At 64.4% G+C, this 23,190-nt stretch carries 22 protein-coding genes; 9 read left to right on the top strand and 13 right to left on the bottom strand.

The window, feature by feature from the left end:
• Positions 1 to 34 precede the first annotated feature (34 nt).
• The 3 genes from KYT87_RS08265 to KYT87_RS08255 form a co-directional block, all read right to left on the bottom strand.
• On the bottom strand, positions 35 to 1,126 hold the full coding sequence (locus tag KYT87_RS08265) for an AI-2E family transporter (RefSeq protein WP_046805517.1): 1,092 nt from the start codon (positions 1,124 to 1,126) through the stop codon (positions 35 to 37).
• 67 nt (positions 1,127 to 1,193) lie between these two features.
• Positions 1,194 to 1,898, bottom strand: coding sequence for a DUF3053 family protein (locus tag KYT87_RS08260; RefSeq protein ID WP_120154517.1), 705 nt, complete (start codon positions 1,896 to 1,898; stop codon positions 1,194 to 1,196).
• Between the two features lie 180 nt (positions 1,899 to 2,078).
• On the bottom strand, positions 2,079 to 2,600 hold the full coding sequence (locus KYT87_RS08255) for a GNAT family N-acetyltransferase (RefSeq protein ID WP_219991980.1): 522 nt from the start codon (positions 2,598 to 2,600) through the stop codon (positions 2,079 to 2,081).
• 194 nt (positions 2,601 to 2,794) lie between these two features.
• Here KYT87_RS08255 and KYT87_RS08250 point away from each other — a divergent pair, with 194 nt between their 5' ends.
• The 3 genes from KYT87_RS08250 (at position 2,795) to KYT87_RS08240 (ending at position 4,962) form a co-directional block, all read left to right on the top strand.
• Positions 2,795 to 3,154, top strand: coding sequence for a hypothetical protein (locus tag KYT87_RS08250; protein WP_046805559.1), 360 nt, complete (start codon positions 2,795 to 2,797; stop codon positions 3,152 to 3,154).
• 722 nt (positions 3,155 to 3,876) lie between these two features.
• A complete protein-coding gene (locus KYT87_RS08245) occupies positions 3,877 to 4,158 on the top strand; it encodes a hypothetical protein (protein ID WP_046805520.1) in 282 nt (93 codons plus the stop codon).
• 111 nt (positions 4,159 to 4,269) lie between these two features.
• Complete coding sequence (locus KYT87_RS08240; protein ID WP_219991979.1) at positions 4,270 to 4,962, top strand: cytochrome b/b6 domain-containing protein; 693 nt, start codon at positions 4,270 to 4,272, stop codon at positions 4,960 to 4,962.
• 104 nt (positions 4,963 to 5,066) lie between these two features.
• Here KYT87_RS08240 and KYT87_RS08235 read toward each other — a convergent pair whose 3' ends face one another.
• Both KYT87_RS08235 and purB read right to left on the bottom strand, forming a co-directional pair.
• Positions 5,067 to 5,525: a cytochrome c gene (locus KYT87_RS08235; RefSeq protein ID WP_046805522.1), complete on the bottom strand. Its 459-nt coding sequence runs from the start codon at positions 5,523 to 5,525 to the stop codon at positions 5,067 to 5,069.
• Positions 5,526 to 5,583: 58 nt separating this feature from the next.
• On the bottom strand, positions 5,584 to 6,960 hold the full coding sequence (gene purB / locus KYT87_RS08230; protein WP_219991978.1) for an adenylosuccinate lyase: 1,377 nt from the start codon (positions 6,958 to 6,960) through the stop codon (positions 5,584 to 5,586).
• 161 nt (positions 6,961 to 7,121) lie between these two features.
• On the opposite strand from purB, the gene KYT87_RS08225 reads away from it, so the two are divergent.
• The gene (locus tag KYT87_RS08225) at positions 7,122 to 7,733 is read left to right on the top strand and encodes a glutathione S-transferase (RefSeq protein WP_104143238.1); all 612 of its coding nucleotides are present in this window, start codon (positions 7,122 to 7,124) and stop codon (positions 7,731 to 7,733) included.
• A 121-nt stretch (positions 7,734 to 7,854) separates the two neighbouring features.
• Here KYT87_RS08225 and KYT87_RS08220 read toward each other — a convergent pair whose 3' ends face one another.
• The 3 genes from KYT87_RS08220 to KYT87_RS08210 all read right to left on the bottom strand — a co-directional run bounded on the left by KYT87_RS08220 (position 7,855) and on the right by KYT87_RS08210 (position 10,847).
• Positions 7,855 to 8,676 carry a sulfite exporter TauE/SafE family protein gene (locus KYT87_RS08220; protein ID WP_046805525.1) on the bottom strand — a complete coding sequence of 274 codons (822 nt, stop codon included), beginning with the start codon at positions 8,674 to 8,676 and terminating at the stop codon, positions 7,855 to 7,857.
• Between the two features lie 106 nt (positions 8,677 to 8,782).
• Complete coding sequence (gene mnmA, locus KYT87_RS08215) at positions 8,783 to 9,901, bottom strand: tRNA 2-thiouridine(34) synthase MnmA (RefSeq protein WP_219991977.1); 1,119 nt, start codon at positions 9,899 to 9,901, stop codon at positions 8,783 to 8,785.
• 7 nt (positions 9,902 to 9,908) lie between these two features.
• Complete coding sequence (locus tag KYT87_RS08210; protein ID WP_046805527.1) at positions 9,909 to 10,847, bottom strand: LysR substrate-binding domain-containing protein; 939 nt, start codon at positions 10,845 to 10,847, stop codon at positions 9,909 to 9,911.
• A 256-nt stretch (positions 10,848 to 11,103) separates the two neighbouring features.
• Here KYT87_RS08210 and KYT87_RS08205 point away from each other — a divergent pair, with 256 nt between their 5' ends.
• From KYT87_RS08205 to KYT87_RS08185, 5 genes are all read left to right on the top strand, one after another.
• Positions 11,104 to 12,093 carry a tripartite tricarboxylate transporter substrate binding protein gene (locus KYT87_RS08205; RefSeq protein WP_046805528.1) on the top strand — a complete coding sequence of 330 codons (990 nt, stop codon included), beginning with the start codon at positions 11,104 to 11,106 and terminating at the stop codon, positions 12,091 to 12,093.
• Between the two features lie 71 nt (positions 12,094 to 12,164).
• Complete coding sequence (locus KYT87_RS08200) at positions 12,165 to 13,040, top strand: N-formylglutamate amidohydrolase (RefSeq protein ID WP_046805529.1); 876 nt, start codon at positions 12,165 to 12,167, stop codon at positions 13,038 to 13,040.
• Between the two features lie 416 nt (positions 13,041 to 13,456).
• The gene (locus KYT87_RS08195; RefSeq protein ID WP_219991976.1) at positions 13,457 to 14,575 is read left to right on the top strand and encodes a Re/Si-specific NAD(P)(+) transhydrogenase subunit alpha; all 1,119 of its coding nucleotides are present in this window, start codon (positions 13,457 to 13,459) and stop codon (positions 14,573 to 14,575) included.
• A 2-nt stretch (positions 14,576 to 14,577) separates the two neighbouring features.
• On the top strand, positions 14,578 to 14,901 hold the full coding sequence (locus tag KYT87_RS08190) for an NAD(P) transhydrogenase subunit alpha (RefSeq protein WP_046805531.1): 324 nt from the start codon (positions 14,578 to 14,580) through the stop codon (positions 14,899 to 14,901).
• Positions 14,898 to 16,337, top strand: a complete 1,440-nt coding sequence (locus KYT87_RS08185; RefSeq protein WP_046805532.1) for an NAD(P)(+) transhydrogenase (Re/Si-specific) subunit beta — start codon at positions 14,898 to 14,900, stop codon at positions 16,335 to 16,337. Before KYT87_RS08190 ends, KYT87_RS08185 begins: the two co-directional genes overlap by 4 nt.
• 81 nt (positions 16,338 to 16,418) lie before the next feature.
• On the opposite strand, the gene glcF is transcribed toward KYT87_RS08185, so the two are convergent.
• The 5 genes from glcF to aroG all read right to left on the bottom strand — a co-directional run bounded on the left by glcF (position 16,419) and on the right by aroG (position 23,061).
• Entirely contained in the window at positions 16,419 to 17,654 is a 1,236-nt protein-coding gene (gene glcF / locus KYT87_RS08180) for a glycolate oxidase subunit GlcF (protein ID WP_046805533.1), read from the bottom strand.
• A 3-nt stretch (positions 17,655 to 17,657) separates the two neighbouring features.
• A complete protein-coding gene (gene glcE / locus KYT87_RS08175) occupies positions 17,658 to 18,764 on the bottom strand; it encodes a glycolate oxidase subunit GlcE (RefSeq protein ID WP_219991975.1) in 1,107 nt (368 codons plus the stop codon).
• 12 nt (positions 18,765 to 18,776) lie between these two features.
• The gene (locus KYT87_RS08170) at positions 18,777 to 20,276 is read right to left on the bottom strand and encodes an FAD-linked oxidase C-terminal domain-containing protein (RefSeq protein ID WP_046805535.1); all 1,500 of its coding nucleotides are present in this window, start codon (positions 20,274 to 20,276) and stop codon (positions 18,777 to 18,779) included.
• 171 nt (positions 20,277 to 20,447) lie between these two features.
• Complete coding sequence (locus tag KYT87_RS08165) at positions 20,448 to 21,857, bottom strand: FAD-binding oxidoreductase (RefSeq protein ID WP_104143232.1); 1,410 nt, start codon at positions 21,855 to 21,857, stop codon at positions 20,448 to 20,450.
• A 130-nt stretch (positions 21,858 to 21,987) separates the two neighbouring features.
• Complete coding sequence (gene aroG, locus KYT87_RS08160) at positions 21,988 to 23,061, bottom strand: 3-deoxy-7-phosphoheptulonate synthase AroG (RefSeq protein WP_046805537.1); 1,074 nt, start codon at positions 23,059 to 23,061, stop codon at positions 21,988 to 21,990.
• Positions 23,062 to 23,190 lie beyond the last annotated feature (129 nt).

The raw sequence follows: 23,190 nt of genomic DNA, 5'->3' as shown, positions 1-23,190 counted from the left end.
AGCCGCCAGGCGCTAGTCGGCCAGCGCCGAATCGTTATTTCGGCGGCGCCACCGGCAGCTTGTCTTGCTGCTCAAGCGTGTTGTCGGTGGGCGAAAAAAGATCCCAGCACGCCATGAACAGCGCGGCGATCAGCGGCCCGATCACAAAACCATTCAGCCCGAACAGGGCCATGCCGCCCAACGTGGAAATCAGCACCACGTAGTCGGGCATCTTCGTGTCCTTGCCCACCAGGATGGGTCGCAGCACGTTGTCGACCATGCCGATGACCAGCACCCCGAATGCGATCAGCACCGCACCCTTGACCACGGCGCCGGTCAGCAGGAAGTAGATCGCGACGGGCGCCCAGATCAGGCCTGCCCCGATGGCCGGCAGCAGCGACAAAAACCCCATGATCACGCCCCACAGCAGCGCGCCCTGGATCGACAGAATCGAAAAGATGATGCCGCCCAGCGCGCCCTGCGCGGCCGCCACCGCGATGTTGCCCTTGACGGTGGCGCGCACCACGGTCGTGAACTTGCGGAACAGATGTTGCTTGTGCGCGTCGCTAAGCGGCATGGCGCGCTTGATGCGCGCCGACAGCTCAGGCCCGTCCCGCAGCAGGAAGAACAGCAGGTACAGCATGATGCCGAAGCTGATGACGAACTGGAACGTGTCCTGCCCGATGCTCAGCGCCTGGGTCGCAAGGAACTGGCTGGCCTGCATCGCGCCGGCGCTGAGCTTTTCTTGCAAGCTGGGAATATCGGCCAGATCGAAACGCGCCAGCACGTCATGCACGGAAGGCGGCAACGCCGCCATGGCTTGCTGGAAATAGGCGCCGAAATTCAGTTCGCCGGACTTGATGCTCTGGTACAGGTTGGCGCCTTCGCGAACCAGGGACCCGGTAATCGCCACCAACGGCAGAATGACCAACAGCAACACGCCCAGCAATGTGATCAGCGCGGACAGATTGCGCCGCCCGCCCATGCGCTTGACCAGACGGCGCTGCAAGGGTCCAAAGATGATGGCAAGAATGGCACCCCAGAAAACGGCGCCGTAGAAAGGCCACAACAGCCAGCCGAACGCGATGGAGACCACCACGAGCAGGAGCAGAAAGGTTCTGTAGTGCAAGCTGGGTGATTGGCTCATGTTCCATTCCAGGCACGGCGATCGCCGCGAGACCCGCATTGTACAAAGCCCATGCACCAGCGCCCTGTCACTCGCCGCGCCGCGCGGCCAACAGGATCGTCCGGCGAGCCTGGGTCAAGGCGTCCGACTGTGCGTTCAGGCCTTGCAGGCGCAGGTTCAGTTCCTGTTGCAGAGTGGGCGTCGCCACGCGCGCCTGGTCGTCCACCAGCTGGATGTCGGCGGCATTGGCGGCCACAAAGGCCCCAACGCCCAGCGCATCGCGCGCCACCGAATCCATTTTGGAAGCCGACCGCATGAGCTCGGTGGCGGGCCCGGTCACGGCCTCGTCGTACACGCCGTCATACACCGGCGCCAGATCCGCCGGCAATTCCAATTTGGCGCGCGCGCTGTCCGCCTTCGCGCGGGCGTCCTCCAGCCGGCCGGCGCTGTCGGCAAGCGTCTTGCGCGCGGCCTCGAAACCGCTTTGACGCTGGACGATTTCACCGACGGATCGAATCGTTTCCAACTCAAGCACTGCGTGCATGTCCTGGGCCGACTTGGCCATTTTCTGCTGGAAATCGGTGATGACTTCGTAGGCGTCGGCGTAATCGCCCACCGCTTCCTTTTCCGCCTTGCTCAGGGCGGGCAGGGGCAGCAGCGCATCGTTATTGACCCGCGCTTGCAGCAGCTGGATGAACGCCGCGCGCTCCTGGGGCTCTTTGTTGACGCACGCCGTTGCGAACAACAGCGACGCCGTTGCCAGAACCATCAGGCCGGCTCGCCACAGTGACATGCGTGTCCTCCTCGCCATAGCGGGTTGATTTACAGACCGATCAAGACCGCGCCGCCTTCGAAACGGAAGTCGACGCATGAGGCCAGATTATCCTGAAGCCCTTGCCGCGCGCCGCCCACGGGTGGAATTTGTTGCGATCGAAGCGAGTTGACACAGGGGCCGGCAAACGGACGCCGTGGCTCACGGCTGGACGGGCCGTTGCGCCAAGGGATAAGCCATCGCACAGCGGCGCGCGGAGTCAAAGCCCGCGGCGGCTTCTGCTTGCAAGCGCGCCTGCAAGCCGGACGAATACGACGGCGCCACTACGTCAAAGCCCAGCCGTCGATAAAACGGCGCGTTCCAGGGCAGATGCAGGTCGGTGGTCAGCACCACGGCGCGGTAGCGGTCCGCCTGCCGTGCGTGGTCCAGCACCGCCCGCATCAACGCGCGCCCAAGACCGCGCCCCTGCTCGGGCATGGCCACGGACATTTCAGCCAGGTAGAGGTCGCCATCCAGCGGCATGGCCAGCGCAAAACCACACAGCCGCTCGCCGTCCACGGCAACCCACAGCAGGCCAGCGGCCAGGGCCTGACGCAACGTGTCCAATGGCAAGGTGTCGCCGTCGACGGCCCACGCCATGTCCGTGCCAAGAAAGCGTTGGGCGGCGGAGCGTTCGATGTCGGCCAGGCGGGTCAGGTCGCAAGAATGGGCAAGTCGAATCATGATGGCCCGGAAGTATGCATCAAAGGGAAGCACGAGAAGATAGGCACGAGAAGATAGGCACGAGAAGAGAGGCACCGAAGGGAACCCGCCCCGGCGGCGCACCCTGGTCGATGCTTCCGAGGGAAGCCGCCTTGAAGGGGCCGTAAAATGCGAAATCCCGGCCAGCCGGCCTTCGTTACGTGGTACCGCACTTCATGACTCAACCCGCCTCTTCCGCCCCTTGGGGATTCACCCTGCCCGACTGCCGCGGTGCGGCCGCGCTGCTGTATTTCATGAACGACCTGGCTCGCGTGGTGAATCAGTACCTTGGGCAGGGCCAGTTGTCGGAAGACGCCCTGGCGGCCGCCCAAAAGGCCGTGGACGCGCTGGTCCTGCGCTATGCAGACCTTGACGCGGCGCCCGAGGCGTTCAACGACGAAAGCATCGTTTTGGCCCTTGAAACCGAACGCCAGCCCGACGGATCGATGGGCGCGCAAGTGGCGCTGCGGATGTCTCCCCGCCTTGAAGAGCTGATCATCGAGGCCCAGCGCCAGGCCCGACAGGCCGAGCACTGAGCCCGCCCCGGGGGCCTGGCCTGGCCCCCTTAAAAAACACTTGCACGGCAATAAAAGTCGCGATAATATCGACGACTAATGCATTTTCGCGCCCCATATTTCCCAGAATAAATTGGCCGAAAACATTAGACCAGGGGCTTGAACCCGGGTACCCGCCGCGAAAACCGCGCGCCACCCAGCCTCCCGGCATTGCAGTCTGATTTGCAAAAACTCCAGGTTTCCCAAAACCAATCACGAGAAAAAACGCGCAAATCGCCAGCATCCGTCCGGATACATGGCACTACCCCGCCACATCTTCACCAATCCGCCAGTCCGGCTTGGAAAGAAGCAACAAGACACGTTGCAACCAGGATCGTGATTACCCATCACATTCCAGGTCGCACAGCACCCGCCAGAGTCAACCCGCTCTGTGCGATCCCTTGAGCCCGCAGGCGCATGCACCGACATGGCAGCCCTCTAGCTCGAACCAATGTCGTCCAGGACTGACCGATGGCATTGGGCCGCAGCACCCCCGCAGTACCCCGTTACGCGCGCACGCAAAAAACATGAGAATGCGCAAACTGACGGCAACACTTATGCGTTAGTGTCATGCCTGCCCTGTCAAAACAAAACCCGGTGACAAGGCAACCGCGAGGACGCGAGGCGCTTTTGGTACGTCCGCCCTTCGCAGCATGCGCCAGACGCAGCTTTTCTAATAACTAGAACCTAAGAGAACACACACCATGAATACTCGTTTCACTACCTCGGACCTGATCCGCCGCCCGGCTCACACGACGCTGGACAACACCCCGATCCATATCGGCGACATCGTTCATCTGCAACCGGCCAATGGCCCGGCCATTCGCGCAACCGTCATCTTCAACGCGCCGATCAACGGCACGACGACTTACACGACGGAAGTCGTGGCTTGCGGCAATACCACGCAGAAGGCCCCTGGCCAGCGGATCCGTTTCCGCCACGAACACGTGCATCGCATCGAATCGGTGCGCAACGCTTCGTATTGAACCCATCGGCGCCACGCGCCGATATCGCTGACAGCTTCGCCGCGCCTGGTGCGCGGCGATTTCATTGTTGCGTGATAAAGTCGCTCGCAACGCAGCCCTGGCACGCTTACCATGCAGAACAATCGACTCGCGGTACGGATCTGGGACCTTCCCACCCGCCTCTTTCACTGGGCGCTAGTCGTCTGTATTGTCGGCGCGTTCGTCAGCGTCAAGCTGGGCGGCCTGTATATGGACTGGCACGTGCGCTTTGGCTGTACGGCGCTGGGCCTGATTATCTTCCGCCTGTTATGGGGCATCGTCGGCCCGCGCTACGCGCGCTTTGCCACGTTCGTGCGCGGCCCCGGCGCGGTGGCCAAATACCTCAAGGGCGCCGCCGCGCCCGCCGGACATAATCCGCTGGGCGCCCTGTCGGTACTGGCGCTGCTGCTGGTCATCGGCTTTCAAGCCGTCAGCGGCTTGTTCACCACCGACGACATCATGATGCAAGGGCCTTTGTTCGGTTACGTCAGCGCCGACACCGCCAGCACCCTGACGTCGTGGCACAAGCTGAACGAGTGGGTAATCATCGGCCTGATCGCGCTGCACCTGGTGGCGGTTGCCTGGTACGCGCTGGTGCGCCGCAAGCGCCTGGTGCGATCCATCATCACGGGCGATGTCGACGCCAAGGACCTGCCCGCCGGGACGCCGCCCGCACAGGACGGTTTCGCCGTGTGGTTGCGCGCACTGCTGCTGGGCGCCTGCGTGACGGGCCTGGTGCTGTGGATACGGTCACTGGAAATCGTGGCCGACATGTCGTTTTCGTAATCCGCCACGCACGAACCCAGCGCGCGGAAAAACAAAAAGCCCCTCAATGCATCGAAGGGCTTTTTGCTTGGAAAGTATCGATGCCGTCGCCAGACGGCAGCGCCTTACTTCTTCTTGCGGTACGAGTCGTGGCAAGCCTTGCAGCTGGCGCCCACATCGCCGAAGGCCGCACGCAGCTTGTCCAGGTCGCCGGAATCAGCAGCTGCCGATAACTTGACGATATTGTCCTGGAAGGCTTGTTGCTTTTGCTTGAAGCCGGCAGCGTCGCTCCAGATTTCGGGACGAGCATCACCGCCTTCCGTTCCCGGCCCGAAAGCCGTCCACGGCAACGCCGACAAGGTCTTGAGCACTTCGACGTTGGCCTTGATCTGCGCGGCGTCGTAAGGCGCCTGACCCTTGACCACCGGCGTCATGCGACCAAAGTGCGAGGCCATCAGCGTCAACGCCGATTGGCGGTACTTGACCGCGTCTTCGGGCTTGGCGAACTGTGCCGAGGCGGTCGTCGCGAGCAACGGCGCCACGGTCATACAGGCCAACGCGACTAGCGTGGACAACTTTTGCATTGCAATCTCCCGTAAGAACAACAAGAATGCCGCGCGCATGACGCGCGCGGCATGGCGACTATACCGCCCGGGCCAGCTCGGCGGCCAGTCCGATGTACGAACGGGGGGTCATTGCCAACAGGCGGGCCTTGGGTTCTTCCGGCAACGCCAGGCCCTGGATGAATTCGCGCAGCGCTTCTTCGGTAATGCCCTTGCCGCGCGTCAATGCCTTGAGTTGTTCGTAAGGCTGCGGCAGACCGTAGCGGCGCATCACCGTTTGCACCGGCTCGGCCAGCACTTCCCAGCAAGCATCGATATCGGCGTCGATGGCGGCCGTGTTCACTTCCAGCTTGCCCAGGCCGCGCATGCAGGCGTCCCACGCCACCAGGCAATAGCCCAGGCCCACGCCCAGGTTGCGCAGCACGGTGGAGTCGGTCAGGTCGCGCTGCCAGCGCGAGATTGGCAGCTTGTCGGCCAGGTGGCGCAGCACGGCATTGGCCAGGCCCAGGTTGCCTTCGGAGTTTTCGAAGTCGATGGGGTTGACCTTGTGCGGCATGGTCGACGAACCGACCTCGCCTTCCTTCAGGCGCTGCTTGAAGTAGCCCAACGCCACATAGCCCCAGACGTCACGGTCCAGATCCAGCACGATGATGTTGGCGCGGGTGATGGCGTCGAACAGGGCCGACATCCAGTCGTGCGGTTCGATCTGGATGGTATGGCGGTTCTGGGTCAGGCCCAGGCCGGCCAGCACGCGCTGGCTGAAGGCGGGCCAATCGATTTCCGGGTAGGCCGACAGGTGGGCGTTGTAGTTGCCGGTGGCGCCGTTCAGCTTGGCCAGCGGTTCAACGGCTTCGACAGCGACAATGGCGCGATTCAGGCGCGCGGCCACGTTGGCAAACTCCTTGCCCAGCGTGGTGGGGCTGGCCGGCTGGCCGTGCGTACGCGACAGCATCGGCTGGTCGGCTTGCGCCACGGCCATGTCGTTCAGCTTGGCGGCCAGTTCGCGCAGGCGCGGCACCACCACCTGATCGCGGGCGCGCGACAGCATCAACGCGTGCGAGGTGTTGTTGATATCTTCCGAGGTGCAGGCGAAGTGGATGAATTCGGCGGCGCGCGCCAACTCGGCGTCGTCGGCCACTTTTTCCTTCAGCCAGTACTCAACGGCCTTCACGTCATGGTTGGTGACGCGTTCGATGTCCTTGATGCGGCCGGCATCGGCTTCCGAAAAATCCTGCACCAGCTGTTGCAGGCGCTGGCGGGCGGCCTGCGAAAAGGCGGGCAGCTCGGGCAGGCCGGCGTCGGACAGGGCGACCAGCCAGGCCACCTCGACTTCGACGCGATGCGCCATGAAGCCGGCTTCGGACAGCAGGCCGCGCAGCGCGTCGCTCCGGGAAGCGTAACGGCCATCCAATGGCGAAAGGGCATTAAGTTGGCTCAACTGGTCGGCGATTTGCATGGTCTGAAGAAGAAATGGCTACGGATGGGAAAACCCGGCGATTTTATCATCCAGGGGCGTGCAACATTGTGGCAAACTGGCGAAGATTCCGGCCAACGGACGGCTTGACCGTCATACGGCCTGCTATACTTCGGCCGCTTTTCGACTCCGCTTGTGACTCCATGAAACTGATCGGCTCGCTTACCAGTCCATACGTACGCAAAGTGCGTATCGTCATGGCCGAGAAAAAGCTGGACTACCGGCTTGAACTCGAAAACGTCTGGTCCGCCGACACGCAGATCCAAACGTACAACCCGCTGGGCAAGGTGCCCTGCCTGGTCATGGAAGATGGCGGCGCGCTGTTTGATTCGCGCGTCATCGTCGAGTACGTGGACACCTTGTCGCCCGTTGCCCGCCTGATTCCGCAACAGGGGCGTGACCGTGCCGCCGTCAAGTGCTGGGAGGCCATCGCCGATGGCGTCCTGGACGCCTGTGTCGCCATCGTCAAGGAAAACCAGCGCCCCGAGGCCCAGCGCAGCCCGGAATGGATCGAACGCCAATACGGCAAGATCCACGCCAGCCTGGACGCCATGAACAAAAGCCTGGGTGACAACGCCCACTGCATGGGCATCAACTACAGCCTGGCCGACATCGCCGTCGGCTGCGCGCTGGGCTACCTGGACTTGCGCTTTGCGGCGCTGGACTGGCGCGCCAACCACCTGAACCTGGCGCGCCTGCACGACAAGCTGGCGCAGCGGCAATCGTTTATCGACACCGCGCCCAAGACCGCCTGAGCGGTTCCCCGCCTGCCCGTTTTACACGGGTGCTTGATGACCGGCCACCTTGTGTGGCCGGTTTGCATTGCGCGGGCGCCAGACTTGCCGGCGCGGCGGCCAGGGCCGCCGCCGAACTGCCTTATTGCGCCGCGAACGTCTGCCAGGCCTTGAACAGCATGTACGCCGCCAAGGCGAAAAGCAGGCATGCGAACACGCGCTTCAAGGTCTGCACCGGCAGGCGGTGCGCCATCCGCGCGCCCAGCGGCGCGGTCAATACGCTGGTGCACACCAGCGCCAGCAAGGCGGGCCAATAGATGTAGCCCAGCATGCCGGGGCGCGTCGCCCCTTCATTCAGGCCCGACACCACGTAACCCACGCTGTTGGCCAGCGCAATGGGAAAACCCAGCGCGGCCGACGTGGACACGGCGTTGTGCAAGGCCACGTTGCACCAGACCATGAACGGGACCGACAGAAATCCGCCGCCCGCGCCGACCAGCCCGGACAGGAACCCGATGCCCGCCCCCGCCGCGCTGGTGCCCACCACGCCTGGCATCTGCCGAGCCGGTTTGGGCTTCTTGTTGCGCAGCATGCTCCAGCCGGAATAACCGACGAACAGCGCAAAGAACAGCGACAGCCACAGCGTGTTCAGGGCCGCGAACACCGCTCCGCCCGATATCAGCCCGCCGATGATGATGCCCGGCGCCATCGCCCACACGATGTTCCATTTGATCGTGCCGCGCTGCTGGTGCGCCCGCACGCTGGAGATCGACGTGAACAGGATGGACGTCATTGACGTTGCGATGGCGGCGTGCACCACCAGTTCGGGCGGCATGCCCTGCCAAGAGAACAACATGGTCAGCAGCGGCACCAGCAGCATCCCGCCACCGATTCCCAGCAGCCCCGCCGCAAAGCCGGCCACCGCGCCCAGCACCAGCAGGCAAATCACCATCGAAACATCCACAACCCTCTCCTCTCGTTTTGAATTCTCAGGTTCATGAACAAGGCCCCGCGGGCGACGCGCCCACGGGGCCTTGCTTGATCGCGCATGTGCCGGTGCGGCGTGTGCGCTACAGAATAATGCCACCGCCCAGGCAAACCTCGCCATCGTAAAGCACGGCCGACTGGCCCGGCGTGACGGCCCATTGCGGGTCGGTGAAGTCCAGCGCAAACGTATCGCCTTCAGCCCGATCCAGACGGCAGGCTGCATCCGCCTGGCGGTAACGCGTTTTGGAGCCGTAGCCGGCAAGCGCGGGCGGATGGCCCGCCACCCAGCTGGCGTCCTGGGCCTGCAACTGGCCGGACAGCAGCCAGGGATGGTCATGCCCCTGCACCACGTACAGGATGTTGCGTTCCAGGTCCTTGCGCGCCACGTACCAGGCCTCGGCCGTGCCGTCCTCGCGCTGCCGGCCCTTCACGCCGCCCACGCCCAGACCCTTGCGCTGGCCCAACGTGTAGAAGGACAGCCCCTCGTGGCGGCCCACCTGCTGGCCTTCGGGCGTCAGGATCGGGCCGGGCTCGGTCGGCAGGTAGCGGTTCAGGAATTCGCGAAACGGGCGCTCGCCAATGAAGCAGATGCCGGTGGAATCCTTCTTGGCGGCATTGTGCAGCCCGATCTCGTGGGCGATGCGGCGCACTTCGGTCTTGTGGATTTCGCCCAGGGGGAACAGCGTGCGCGACAGCTGCGCCTGGTTCAGCCGATGCAGGAAGTAGCTTTGATCCTTGGACGCATCCAGAGCCTTGAGCAACTGGAACTGCGTGCCGCCCCCCTCGGCCGGCACTTCGCGCACCCGGGCGTAGTGACCCGTGGCGATGTGCTCGGCGCCCAGCGCCATGGCGTGGTCGAGAAATGCCTTGAACTTGATTTCGGCATTGCACAGCACGTCGGGGTTGGGGGTGCGGCCGGCGGAATATTCGCGCAGGAATTCGGCGAACACGCGGTCTTTGTATTCGGCGGCGAAGTTGACGAACTCGAAGTCCACGCCAACCAGGTCCGCGACGCTGGCGGCGTCCAGCAAGTCCTGGCGGGTGGAGCAGTATTCGGAATCGTCGTCGTCTTCCCAGTTCTTCATGAACAGGCCGACGACTTCATAGCCTTGTTGCTTGAGCAACCATGCGGTGACCGAAGAATCGACCCCGCCCGACATGCCCACGACAACGCGGCCTTTCTTGGTGGATATTTGACTCATGATGCGGCTATTTTAGTTCGGACGCGGCTTCGGGCGCCGGCTCGGCGTTGGGCTGCGGCTCTGCTGCCCGGGACACTTCCATCAGCCAGGCGCGAAACGCCTGCAAGGTCGGCAGGTTGGCCTTCTGCTCGGGGTAACACAGGTAATAGCCCATGCGCGCGCGGATCGGCAGTTTGATGGCCACGGCCAGCTTGCCGTCGCGCAACTCGTCTTCGATCAGGCAACGCGGAATCAGCGCCACGCCGAAACCGGCGGCGGCGGCCTGCGACAACAGCGCGTACTGGTCAAAGCGCGCGCCTTCCAGGCTGCGACGGCTATCGCAGCCGGCTTGCTCGAACCAATCGCGCCAACCCTCCAGCGCCGACGTATGGTGCAGCAGCGGATACGCCAGCAGAGCCTCGGGCGATGGACAGCCGCCCGGAATCAAGCGCGGGCTGCACACGGGCACGATGTCGCGGCCCACGATGTAGTCGGCGCCACTGCCCGGCCAGATGCCTTCGCCGAATCGCACGGCGGCATCGAGTTCAGGCGTGGAAAAATCGTAGCCCTGGCGGTGCGGCAGGAATTCAACGTGGATGTCGGGGCGCAAGCGCATGAAAGCCGTCAGGCGCGGGATCAACCAGCGCGCGCCAAACGTGGGCATACAGGTCAGGTTCAACGTGCCGCCCTGCCCTTGATGCGCAATCAGCTCGACGGTGGCCGCTTCGATCTGGCCCAAGCCCGCCTGAACCTTGGTCAGATAACTGCGGCCGGCCTCGGTCAGCACCAGGCCTTGCCTGATGCGCAGGAATAGTTCAACGCCTACGAACTCTTCCAGATGTTTCACCTGTTTACTGACCGCGCCTTGCGTGACGCACAATTCCTGAGCCGCCCGCGTAAAGCTGCTGTGCCGCGCGGCAACTTCAAATGCTTGAAGATCCGTTAAAGAGGGACAGAAACGTCGCATGATTCGCCCCCACGTCGCGTGGGGCTCCCGCCCCGGCGGGGCTTGATCGGGGATGTTTCCCCGGCCTCGATCGCGTGTGCCAAGTGCGGAAAAGTTACACAAAAGTAACGCCCGAATCGTGTCGGCAAACGGGAGGCATGAAAAAAAGTCATAGCTTACGGAGAAACTTTCGTTTGCGCAAACCGCCCCGCCAGGAAAGAATCGTTGCGTTTGCGACTGCCTTTGCGCATTCGCTTTCCATTTATTAGGGGAATCCATGCAACGCCGTAACGTAGTACTGGGCCTGTGTGTCGCCGCCGCGACACTGGCCATGCCGCTGACCTCAGGTATCGCGCACGCTGAAGACGCGTATCCCAGCAAGCCCATCCGCCTGATCGTTCCCTTCCCGCCCGGAGGCACCACCGACATCGTCGGCCGCCTGTTCGCGGACAAGCTGGGCAAGGAACTGGGCCAGACCGTCGTGGTGGAAAACCGCGGTGGCGCGGGCGGCTCGATCGGCAGCGCATTCGTTGCCAGCAGCGCACCGGACGGCTACGTCCTGGGCATCGCCACGGTCAGCACGCACGGCATCAACCCGGCCATCTACCCGAACCTGCCGTTCGATGGCGAGAAGGACTTCACGCCCATCTCGAACCTGGCCGCCGTGCCGAACATCATGACGATCAACCCCAAGGTTGACGCCAAGAACATCGCCGACTTCATCAAGCTGGCCAAGAGCCAGCCGGGCAAGCTGACGTACGCGTCGGCCGGCAACGGTTCGGTTTCGCACATGATGGGCGAACTGTTCAAGATGGCTTCGGGCACCGACCTGATGCACGTTCCGTACCGTGGCGTGGGCCCGGCGCTGAACGACGCGCTGGCCGGCCAGGTCGACGTCATGTATGACAACCTGCCGTCCACCCTGCCGCACGTGCAGTCCGGCCGCCTGATCGCCATGGCCGTGGCCTCGCCCAAGCGCGTGGCCAGCCTGCCCAACGTGCCCACGTTCGCCGAAGCCGGCCTGCCGGCTGTGAACGACGCGTCGTGGTTTGGCCTGGTTGCCCCGGCCAAGCTGCCGGAACCCATCCTGGCCAAGCTGAACGCCGCCGTGCAGAAAGTTAGCGCCGACGCCGACGTGAAGTCGCGCCTGGAAGCCCTGGGCGCCGAACCCGCCGCCAACAGCTCGGCCGACTTCGGCAAGCAGATCGCCGCTGAAATCGCCAAGAACAAGCGCATCGCCAAAGAAGCCAACGTGAAGATCGACTAAGCGATCTTCGGCCCGCGCCGCGCCATCACGGGCAGCGCGGGCCTTTCGAATCACGAACGCAACACCTCTATATGCGAATTACCCAACCCCTGTCTTACCGGCTCGACCTTCCGCAGCAATATCCCGATTCGGAGCCCTCGGCCCCGCTCGTGCTGGACTCTCCGCACAGCGGCACCGCCTACCCTCCCGACTTCGCCGCCGCGGTGGACTTTGGCGCGCTGCGCACTGCCGAGGACACCTGGGTTGACGACCTGTGGGGCGACGCGCTCGACATGGGCGTGCCGATGGTAGCCGCCGCGTTTCCGCGCGCCTACATCGACGCCAACCGCGCGGCCGACGAGATCGATGAATTGCTGCTGGACCAAGCCTGGCCGGATGCCGTCAACGCATCGCCCAAGGTCAAGCTGGGCAAGGGCCTGATCTGGCGCATGCTGGACGACGGCACGCCGCTGTACAACCGCAAGCTGACGGTCGAGGAAGTGCGCCACCGCATCGACGCCTGCTGGAAGCCGTACCACGCCGCCCTTGGCCAAGTGCTGGATTCGGCACACAAGAAGTTCGGCAAGGTCTGGCACATCAACTGCCACTCCATGCCCAGCGTGGCCGGCGCCTTCGCCACCGACCGCCCCGGCCTGGTTCACCCGGACTTCGTCTTGGGCGACCGCGACGGCAGCACCAGCGACCCGGCGTTCCGCGAGTTCATCGCGGCGTGGCTGCGCGAGCGTGGCTATAACGTCACGGTCAACGACCCGTACAAGGGTGTCGAACTGGTGCGCGCTTTTGGCCGCCCCCAGGAAGGCCGCCACAGCTTGCAGATCGAAATCAACCGCAAGCTGTACATGGACGAAGTCACGCTGCGTCCGACCGAAAACTATGGCCGCCTGAAGGCCGATCTGCGCGACCTGACCGCTGCGCTGATCAACTGGACTCGCGCGCAAACGGCCTGACGCCGGACGTTTACGCGCAAGTGCCGGCCAGCGGCGTGGTAAGACTGGCCGGAGCAAGTGGGTTGCAAAACCCGGAGCCCCATGGTTCGCCATGGGGCTTTTTTTCGTCCGGCAAATGCCGTAGCCCAAAGAACCTGCCCACCCCCAAGGCGGGCCAGCCCCCTTGGGGGCAGCAAGCGAATGCAATGAGCGCACCGTAGGGGCAACGGCCCGCCGCCGGGCCGCCCCAAGGCGGGCCAGCCCCCTCGGGGGGCAGCAAGCGAATGCAATGAGCGCAGCGTGGGGGCAACGGCCCGCCGCCGGGCCGCCCCAAGGCGGGCCAGCCCCCTTGGGGGGCAGCGCGCGAATGCAATGAGCGCGCGTGGGGGCAACATTAACGTGTATAACTACGGCGAACCTTCTGAGGAGAGGCGTCGATGCACATCGGGATACCCAAAGAGACCCGAGACGGGGAAACCCGTGTCGCAGCAACACCGGAGACCGTCAAGAAGTACGTAGGCGGCAAACACACCGTTGTCGTGGAGCGCGGGGCCGGCGTCGCCGCCCGTTATCTTGACGACGCCTACGAGGCCGCGGGAGCCACGCTAGGCTCTGCCCAGGATGCCCTGGGCGCGGACCTGGTCATGAAGGTTCGCGCCCCCTCCGCCGATGAAGTGCCCCACATGAAGCGCGGGGCCGTCGTCATCGGCATGCTGGACCCGTTCGACGCCGAAGGCATCGAACAGATGGCCGGCGCCGGCCTGACCGGCTTTGCCCTGGAAGCCGCGCCCCGCATCACCCGCGCGCAAAGCCTGGATGTGCTGTCTTCCCAAGCCAACCTGGCCGGCTACAAAGCCGTGCTGCTGGCCGCCCACCACTACGGCCGGCTGATCCCCATGATGATGACCGCCGCCGGCACCCTCAAGGCCGCGCGCGCCGTGGTGCTGGGCACCGGCGTGGCCGGCCTTCAGGCCATTGCCACCGCCAAGCGCCTGGGCGCGGTCGTCGAGGCGTCCGACGTGCGCCCCGCCGCAAGGGAACAGGTCGAATCCCTGGGCGCCAAGTTCATCGACGTGCCTTTCGAAACCGACGAAGAACGCGAAATCGCCGAAGGCAAAGGCGGCTACGCGCGCGCCATGCCACCCGGATGGATGGCGCGGCAGGCGGCGTTGGTGTCCGAACGCTGCAAGCAGGCCGACATCGTCATCACCACCGCGCTGATCCCCGGCCGCCCCGCCCCCACGCTGGTGTCGGCCGACACTGTCGCGGCCATGCGACCCGGCTCCGTGTTGGTGGACCTGGCGGTCGAACGCGGTGGCAACTGCCCCCTGTCCGAACGCGGCAAGATCGTGGAAAAACACGGCGTGACGATCGTCGGCCTGACCAACCTGCCCGGCCTGGTCGCCACCGACGCGTCCGCGCTCTATGCGCGCAACGTCATGGACTTCCTGAAGCTCATCATCAATGCGGACGGCGCGCTGGCGATCCAGCGCGACGATGAAATCGTGGCGGCCTGCCTGGTGTGCGAAGGCGGCAATGTGATGCAAAGGACCTGAACATGGAAGCGATCAACCCCACCCTGATGAATCTCATCATCTTCGTGCTGGCCATCTATGTCGGCTACCACGTTGTCTGGAACGTCACGCCCGCCTTGCACACGCCGTTGATGGCGGTGACCAACGCCATCTCCGCCATCATCATCGTAGGCGCCATGCTGGCGGCCGCGCTGACCGAAGGTGGCCTGGCGCGCGGCATGGGCGTGTTCGCCGTGGCGCTGGCGGCCGTGAACGTGTTTGGTGGCTTTCTTGTCACGCGGCGCATGCTGGAAATGTTCAAGAAAAAGGATCGCAAGCCTGGCCCGGGCAAGGAGGAAGCGAAATGATCTCGCTTAACCTCGTCACCCTGCTCTACCTGATTGCCTCGGTCTGCTTCATCCAGGCGCTCAAGGGGCTGTCGCATCCGACCACGTCCCGGCTGGGCAACGCCTTCGGCATGGCCGGCATGGCCATCGCCGTGCTGACCACGGCAGCGCTCATCATCGGGCTGGCGCGCGAAGGCACCGCCACCATCGGCCTGGGCTGGGTCCTGCTGGGCCTGCTGGTGGGCGGTTCCATCGGCACCTTGATGGCCCGCCGCGTCGAGATGACGAAGATGCCCGAACTGGTCGCCTTCATGCACAGCATGATCGGCCTGGCGGCGGTCGCCATTGCGGTTGCCGTCGTCGCCGAGCCGCACGCCTTCGGCATCGTGCCGGCCGGCATGCTGATTCCCACGGGCAACCGCTTCGAGCTGTTCATCGGCACCTTCGTGGGCGCCATCACGTTCTCGGGCTCGGTCATCGCGTTCGGCAAGCTGTCGGGCAAGTACAAGTTCCGGCTGTTCCAAGGCGCGCCCGTCGTGTTCCCCGGCCAGCACATGCTGAATCTGGCGCTGGCGTTGGTGATGCTGGGCTGCGGCCTGTGGTTCATGCTGACGCAGGAATGGACGCCCTTCATCATCATGACGCTGGTGGCCTTCGTGCTGGGCGTGCTGATCATCATCCCGATCGGCGGCGCGGACATGCCGGTGGTGGTGTCGATGCTGAACAGCTATTCCGGTTGGGCGGCGGCGGGCATCGGCTTTTCGCTGAACAACCCGATGCTGATCATCGCCGGCTCGCTGGTCGGCTCGTCCGGCGCCATCCTGTCATACATCATGTGCAAGGCGATGAACCGGTCGTTCTTCAACGTGATTCTGGGCGGGTTCGGCGGGCAGGCGGGCAGCGCGGCGGATGCGGGCGCGGCGCAGCAGCGCAGCGTCAAGTCGGGCAGCGCCGACGATGCGGCATTCCTGATGACCAACGCCGAAAGCGTGACGATCGTGCCGGGCTACGGCCTGGCGGTGGCGCGCGCGCAGCATGCGCTGAAAGAACTGGCCACCAAGCTCACGGAACGCGGCGTGACGGTCAAGTACGCCATCCACCCGGTGGCGGGCCGCATGCCGGGCCACATGAACGTGCTGTTGGCCGAAGCCGAAGTGCCCTACGACCAGGTCTTCGAAATGGACGACATCAACAGCGAGTTCGCGCAGACCGACGTCGTGCTGGTGCTGGGCGCGAACGACGTGGTCAACCCCGCCGCCAAGAACGATCCGAAGTCGCCCATTGCCGGCATGCCGATCCTGGAAGCCTACAAGGCGCGCACCGTGATCGTGAACAAGCGTTCGATGGCATCCGGCTACGCCGGGCTGGACAACGAGTTGTTCTACATGGACCGCACGATGATGGTCTTCGGCGATGCCAAGAAGGTGCTTGAGGATATGGTGAAGGCGGTCGAATAAACCGCGCCATGCAACGAACGCCTGGCGACAGGCGTTCGTTGCGCGCCTTCATCCGAGCTTCGGACCGGCGCCTTTCTGTACCTACGCCGCCGCCGTCTGGCGCAGCTGTTCGTCCACCACTTCCACCCAATGCCGCACCGGCGTGTCGGTGCCGCTTTGCAGATGGCCAATGCAGCCGATGTTGGCCGACAGGATCACGTCGGGCCCGCCTGCGGCAATGGCCGTCAGTTTGCGGTCGCGCAGCTGCAACGCGATATCCGGATGCAGCACCGAGTACGCACCCGCCGAGCCGCAGCACAGGTGTTTGTCGGCAAACGGCTGCAAATCGAAACCCAGATCCACCAGCAACTGCTCGGACAGCGGCCGCAGGCCCTGCCAATGCTGCAGGGTGCAGGGCGGGTGATACGCGGCCCGCGCGCCGCCGGGCAAACGCGCACGCAGCTGGGCTGCATGCGGGGCGACAATTTCGGCCACGTCCTTGACGCGCGCAACGATATCCGCGGCCTTCTGCGCGTAGGCAGGATCATGCTTCAAATGATGCGCATATTCCTTGACCATCGCGCCGCAGCCGGAAGCGTTCATGACGATGGCCTCCACCGCCCCACCCTGTATCAGCGGCCACCACGCGTCCACATTGGCGCGCATCTGCGCCAACGCGGCGTCTTGCGCATCCAGATGAAAACTGACCGCGCCACAACACCCCGCACCTGGGGCCAGCCGCGCGCCGATACCCACGGCATCCAGCACGCGGATGGTGGCGGCGTCGATGGTGGGCATCATGGCCGGCTGCACGCAGCCGGTCAGCATCAGCACCTGGCGAGCATGCCCTGACACAACGGGCAAGGCGCCCGCATCACGGCGCTCGGGCACCTTGCGCTTGAGCGCCTCGGGCAGCATGGCGCGCATCGCCTGCCCCGCTTTCATCGCGGGCGCGAACATGGGCGACAACATCGCACGACGCAACAGGTTGCGCTTGGTCTTGTCGGCCCATGAACGCGGCACGCGTTCGTCCACGATCTTGCGCCCGATGTCGATCAGGTGCCCGTACTGAACGCCCGACGGGCACGTGGTTTCGCAATTGCGGCAGGTCAGGCAACGGTCCAGGTGTTGTTGCGTGGACTGCGTGGGCTCGGCGCCTTCCAGCACCTGCTTGATCAGATAGATACGCCCGCGCGGGCTGTCCAGCTCGTCGCCCAGCACTTGATACGTGGGACAGGTGGCAGTGCAGAAACCGCAATGCACGCAGCGCCGCAAGATGGCGTCGGCTTCGTTGCCCAAGTCGGTATCGCGGGCCCAGGATGCCAGGTTGGTTTGCATGCGCTATAGCTCCAGAACCAGGCGGCCGGGGTTGAACAGGCTGGCCGGGTCAAGCTCCTGCTTGAGCCGGCGCGTGATCGCCGCGACGCCGGGCGCCAGCGGATGAAATACCCCGTCGACCGGTGGCTTGCTGTTGCCGGGGCGGAACAAGGTGGCGTGCCCGCCCAGCCGCGCGGCGATTTCGCGAAGCTCAGCGGCGTCACGTTGGCCGGACAACCAACGCTGGCCGCCCCCCCACTCGATCAATGTGGGCCCCAGGCCCAACGCAGCGGCGGTGGGCGGCAGCGCAAGGCGCCACAAAGGCCGGCCGGGGTGAAAAAACGGGTGCGTCTGCTCGCGCAACGAGCGCCACCACACCAGTGCGGCATCCGGGAACAGCGCGTCCCCGCCGACGACGTGGCGCGCGCTGGCCAACGCAGGCGGCGCGCCTGACAGCCGCACGTGCATAAGCCCTTCGCCCCCGTCATCGTCACCCGTCCAGCTGGTGGCGGAAATGGGCAACGGCTTGCCGCGCCACAACGCAAAGCTTGCCAACGCCTGCGCCTGCGTGGCGGGCAGTACCAACGTCAGTTCTTCCATGGGGCGCGGCACCACCTTCATCGACACATCAAGAATCGCGCCGAAGATGCCGTGCGACCCCGCCAACAAGCGCGACACGTCGTACCCCGCCACGTTCTTCATGACTTCGCCGCCGAACGACAGCATGCGCCCTTCCGAGTCCAGCAGCCGGGTGCCCAGGACGAAGTCGCGCAATGCGCCCGCGCTCATGCGGCGCGGCCCGGACAGCCCCGCCGCCACGCAGCCGCCCACGGTTGCCGATGCCGCGAAGTGCGGCGGTTCAAACGCCAGCATCTGCCCGTTCTCGGCCAACACCGCTTCAAGCTCGGCCAACGGCGTACCGGCGCGTACGGTCACCACCAGCTCGGACGGGTGATAGCTGACGATGCCGCGATACGGCGTCATGTCCAGCAGGCAATGGCCGTCTTGCGGCGTGACCGGGCGATAGTTGCCGTAGAACGCCTTGCTGCCGCCGCCCATGACAAACAACGGCTTGTGGCCGGCACGAGCCGTCATGACCTGGTCGCACAATTCCGACAGGACAAAATCCATAGGGGATGCGTCCTAGAAACGGGCGAGATCGGGGAACCGCAACTCGCCCGCATGGACGTGCATCTTGCCGTATTCGGCGCAGCGGGCCAGCGTGGGAATGACTTTTTCAGGATTCAGCAGGCACGGCGGGTCGAACGCCCGCTTGACCGCCAGGAACGCGTCGAGTTCTTCGCGAGAGAATTGCACGCACATTTGATTGATTTTCTCCATACCCACACCGTGCTCTCCGGTCACGGTGCCTCCTACCTGCACGCACAGCTCAAGAATCGCGGCGCCAAATTTCTCGGCGCGCTCGACCTCGTCCGGCTTGTTCGAATCGAACAGAATCAGCGGATGCAGGTTGCCGTCTCCTGCATGGAAAACGTTGGCGCATCGCAAGCCGAATTCGTCTTCCATTTGCTCGATGGCGCCCAACACCCGCGCCAGGTGGCGACGCGGAATCGTGCCGTCCATGCAGTAATAATCAGGCGACACGCGGCCGGCCGCCGGAAACGCGTTCTTGCGTCCCGCCCAGAACTTCAGGCGCTCGGCTTCCGACGTGGACACTTGGCAACGCGTTGCACCGGCATCGCGAAACACCGCTTCCATCCGAGCGATTTCGTGAGCGACCTCGTCAGGGGTGCCGTCCGATTCGCACAGCAGGATGGCTTGCGCATCCAGATCGTAGCCGGCGCACACAAAGGGTTCGACCATATGCGTGGCGCGGCGATCCATCATCTCGAGCCCAGCAGGAATCATGCCCGCGGCGATGACCTGCGTGACGGCATTGCCGGCCGCCTCGACGCTGGAAAAGCTAGCCATCACCACCTGCGCGCAAGCGGGCTTGGGAATGAGCTTTACCGTCACTTCGGTGACCACGCCCAACATGCCTTCTGATCCGATGAAGACGGACAGCAGATCCAGCCCGGGTGCATCGGGCGCCTCGGAGCCCAGCTCGACGATGTCGCCGTCAATGGTGACGACCCGCACGCGCAACACGTTGTGCACGGTCAGGCCGTACTTCAGGCAATGCACGCCACCGGAATTCTCGGCCACGTTGCCGCCGATGGAACAGGCGATCTGGCTGGACGGATCGGGCGCGTAATAAAGGCCATAGGGCGAGGCCGCTTCGGAAATGGCCAGGTTGCGCACGCCGGGCTGCACGATGGCGGTGGCGCTGGCCAGGTCGATATGCTTGATGCGATTGAATTTGGACAAGCCAAGCAGCACGCCCTGGCTATGCGGCATGGCGCCGCCAGACAAGCCCGTGCCCGCGCCGCGCGCCACCAGCGGCGCATTCAACCGCTTGCAGATCCGCATGACGGCTTGCACTTGTTCTTCGGTTTCAGGCAGGGCCACCACGGCCGGCAGCGCGCGATACAACGACAGGCCGTCGCACTCGTAGGGACGGGTATCTTCTTCGCGGAACAATACGCAGTGCGCGGGCAACGCGGCCGACAACGCCTCGATGAGCTGCTGCAAAGAATAAGGCGCCTGCACTTGTGCCAGGCCGGTTTCGACCAGTGAATTCATGAGCGCAACAATAGCGCGAGCGCACTATGAAAACAGGCCGGGATTTACCCGCATCCATGGGACAAATGCCGTGCCCGACTCGTAACCAGCAGTAATTGCGCGCGGTGCACGCGTAAAAAAGCCGACGGCAATACCGTCGGCTTCAGCAAGGCGCGCGGCCCGCTTGATGTCTTACCAGGACACGATCTTGCCGGGATTCAGAATGTTGTTCGGATCAAACGCGTGCTTCAGGCTACGCATCAGATCCAGCGCATCGTCGCCATGCTCTTCCGCCATGAATTGCATTTTGTGCAAGCCCACGCCATGTTCGCCGGTGCAGGTGCCGTCCGCCGCAATCGCACGGCGAACCAGGTTGTGGTTGATCGTTTCCGACTCTTCCCATTCCTTCGGATTGTCGGCGTCCAGCAGCATCAATACGTGGAAATTGCCGTCGCCCACGTGGCCGACGATGGTGTACGGGAAACTGGCGCGTTCCAGTTCCTCGACGGTGTCGCGCACGCAATCGGCCAGGCGCGAAATCGGCACGCACACGTCGGTGGTGCTGGCGCGGCAGCCGGGACGCAATTGCAGGCCCGCGAAATAGGCATTATGGCGCGCCGTCCACAGGCGGCTGCGGTCTTCGGGGCGCTCGGCCCATTCGAAGTCCATGCCGCCATGTTCGGCGGTAATCGCCTGCACGGTTTCGGCCTGTTCCTGCACGCCGGCCGGGCTGCCATGGAATTCAAACACCAGCAGCGGCGTTTCGCGCAGGCTCAGCTTGCTGTATTGGTTGACCGACCGCACGCTGGCGGCGTCCATGAATTCCACGCGCGCGATCGGCACGCCCATCTGGATGATTTCAATCACGCTTTGCACGGCGGCGTCCAGCGTGGGGAAGTTGCAGACGGCCGCCGACACGGCTTCGGGCTGCGGGTACAACCGCACGGTGACTTCGGTGATGATGCCCAGCGTGCCTTCGCTACCGACGAAGATGCGCGTCAGGTCGTAGCCCGCCGACGATTTGCGCGCTCGGCCGGCCGTGCGGATGATGCGGCCATCGGCCGTCACGACGGTCAACGACATGACGTTTTCGCGCATGGTGCCGTAGCGCACGGCGTTGGTGCCGGAGGCGCGCGTGGCGGCCATGCCGCCCAGGCTGGCGTCGGCGCCCGGGTCGATCGGGAAGAACAAGCCGGTGCTGCGGATCTCTTCGTTCAACTGCTTGCGCAGGACGCCGGCCTGTACGGTGGCGGTCAGGTCTTCGGCGTTGATCGCCAACACCTTGTTCATCTGCGACAGGTCCAGGCTGATGCCGCCCTGGATCGCCAGGATGTGGCCTTCCAGCGACGAGCCGGCGCCATAGGGAATCAACGGAACACGGTGTTCGTTGCACAGCTTGGCCACCGCGGCCACGTCTTCCGTGCTGTGCGCGAAGACCACGGCGTCGGGCAGCATGGCGGGATACGGGGACTCGTCGCGGCCGTGATGCTCGCACACGGCCGAGGATTCAGACAGGCGGTCGCCAAAGCGCGCGCGCAAGGCGTCCAGACAGGCGGCCGGCACCGGACGGCGCAACGTTTCAGCGTGCAAGGGAGCATTCATGATCAGCGTGTTCTCGGGGAATTCGCGGCGAGCGCGGGTTCGTTAATCCGAATATTCTACGCCGCCACGCATGCTGCGCCGCAAACCGCCCCAGGAAGACGGCGTGCGGCGCGCCGGCGTGACCGGCCGCTTACTTGCCCGAGGTCAGCGCAACGCGGCGGCGTTCGCGCACCGCGTGCGCCAGGCGCTCCAGCACGGCAACCGACGCGTCCCAGTCGATGCAGCCGTCGGTAATGCTCTGGCCGTACACCAGCGGCTTGCCCGGCACCATGTCCTGGCGCCCGCCCAACAGGTGGCTTTCCACCATGACGCCGATCAGCCGCGCGTCGCCCGCTTCCATCTGGCGCGCCACGTCGTCGATGACGCGGGGTTGGTTTTCGGGGTCTTTGCTGCTGTTGGCGTGGCTGGCGTCCACCATGATGCGCTGGGCCAAGCCGGCCTTGGACACGTCCTGGCAGGCGGCGTCAACGCTGGCCGCGTCGTAGTTCGGCGTCTTGCCGCCGCGCAGGATGACGTGGCAGTCCTCGTTGCCGGCGGTGGACACAATCGCGGAATGCCCGCCCTTGGTTACCGACAGGAAGTGGTGCGGCTGCGACGCAGCCTTGATCGCGTCGACCGCGATTTTCACATTGCCGTCCGTGCCGTTCTTGAACCCCACCGGACACGACAAGCCGGACGCCAGTTCGCGGTGCACCTGGCTTTCCGTCGTGCGTGCCCCGATCGCCCCCCAGGAGACCAGATCCGCGATGTACTGCGGCGTAATCATGTCCAGGAACTCGCAGCCGGCCGGCAACCCCAGGCTGTTGATATCCAGCAGCAGTTCACGAGCCACGCGCACGCCCTTGTTGATGTCGAAGCTGCCGTCCAGATCCGGATCGTTGATCAGGCCCTTCCAGCCCACCGTGGTGCGCGGCTTTTCGAAATACACGCGCATCACGATTTCCAGATCGGCGCTCAGGCGGTCACGCACCGGCTTCAGACGCTTCGCGTATTCAATGGCGGCTCGCGTGTCGTGAATCGAGCAGGGGCCGATCACGACGATCATGCGGTCGTCCATGCCGTGCAGGATGCGGTGCATGCCCTGGCGGGCAGCGAACACGGTGTCGCCCGCCTCCTTGGTGCACGCAAACTCGCGCATCACGTGCGCGGGCGGATTCAGTTCCTTGATTTCTCGGATGCGAAGGTCGTCGGTATTGTGTGACACGGTACTGCTCCTGGGTTGCCCGCCAACGGGTCCATCTCCGATCGGTGGTTTCCGATCCCGGCGGCACAAAAAAAGCCGCCAGTTCGCTGGCGGCTTTTTTGGGGGGATTCTTTCCAAACTTCAGATTGA

The sequence above is a fragment of the Achromobacter sp. ES-001 genome, from assembly GCF_019448355.1.
Lineage (GTDB): Bacteria > Pseudomonadota > Gammaproteobacteria > Burkholderiales > Burkholderiaceae_B > Achromobacter > Achromobacter spanius_B.
This window is presented reverse-complemented; position numbering and strand designations above follow the sequence as displayed.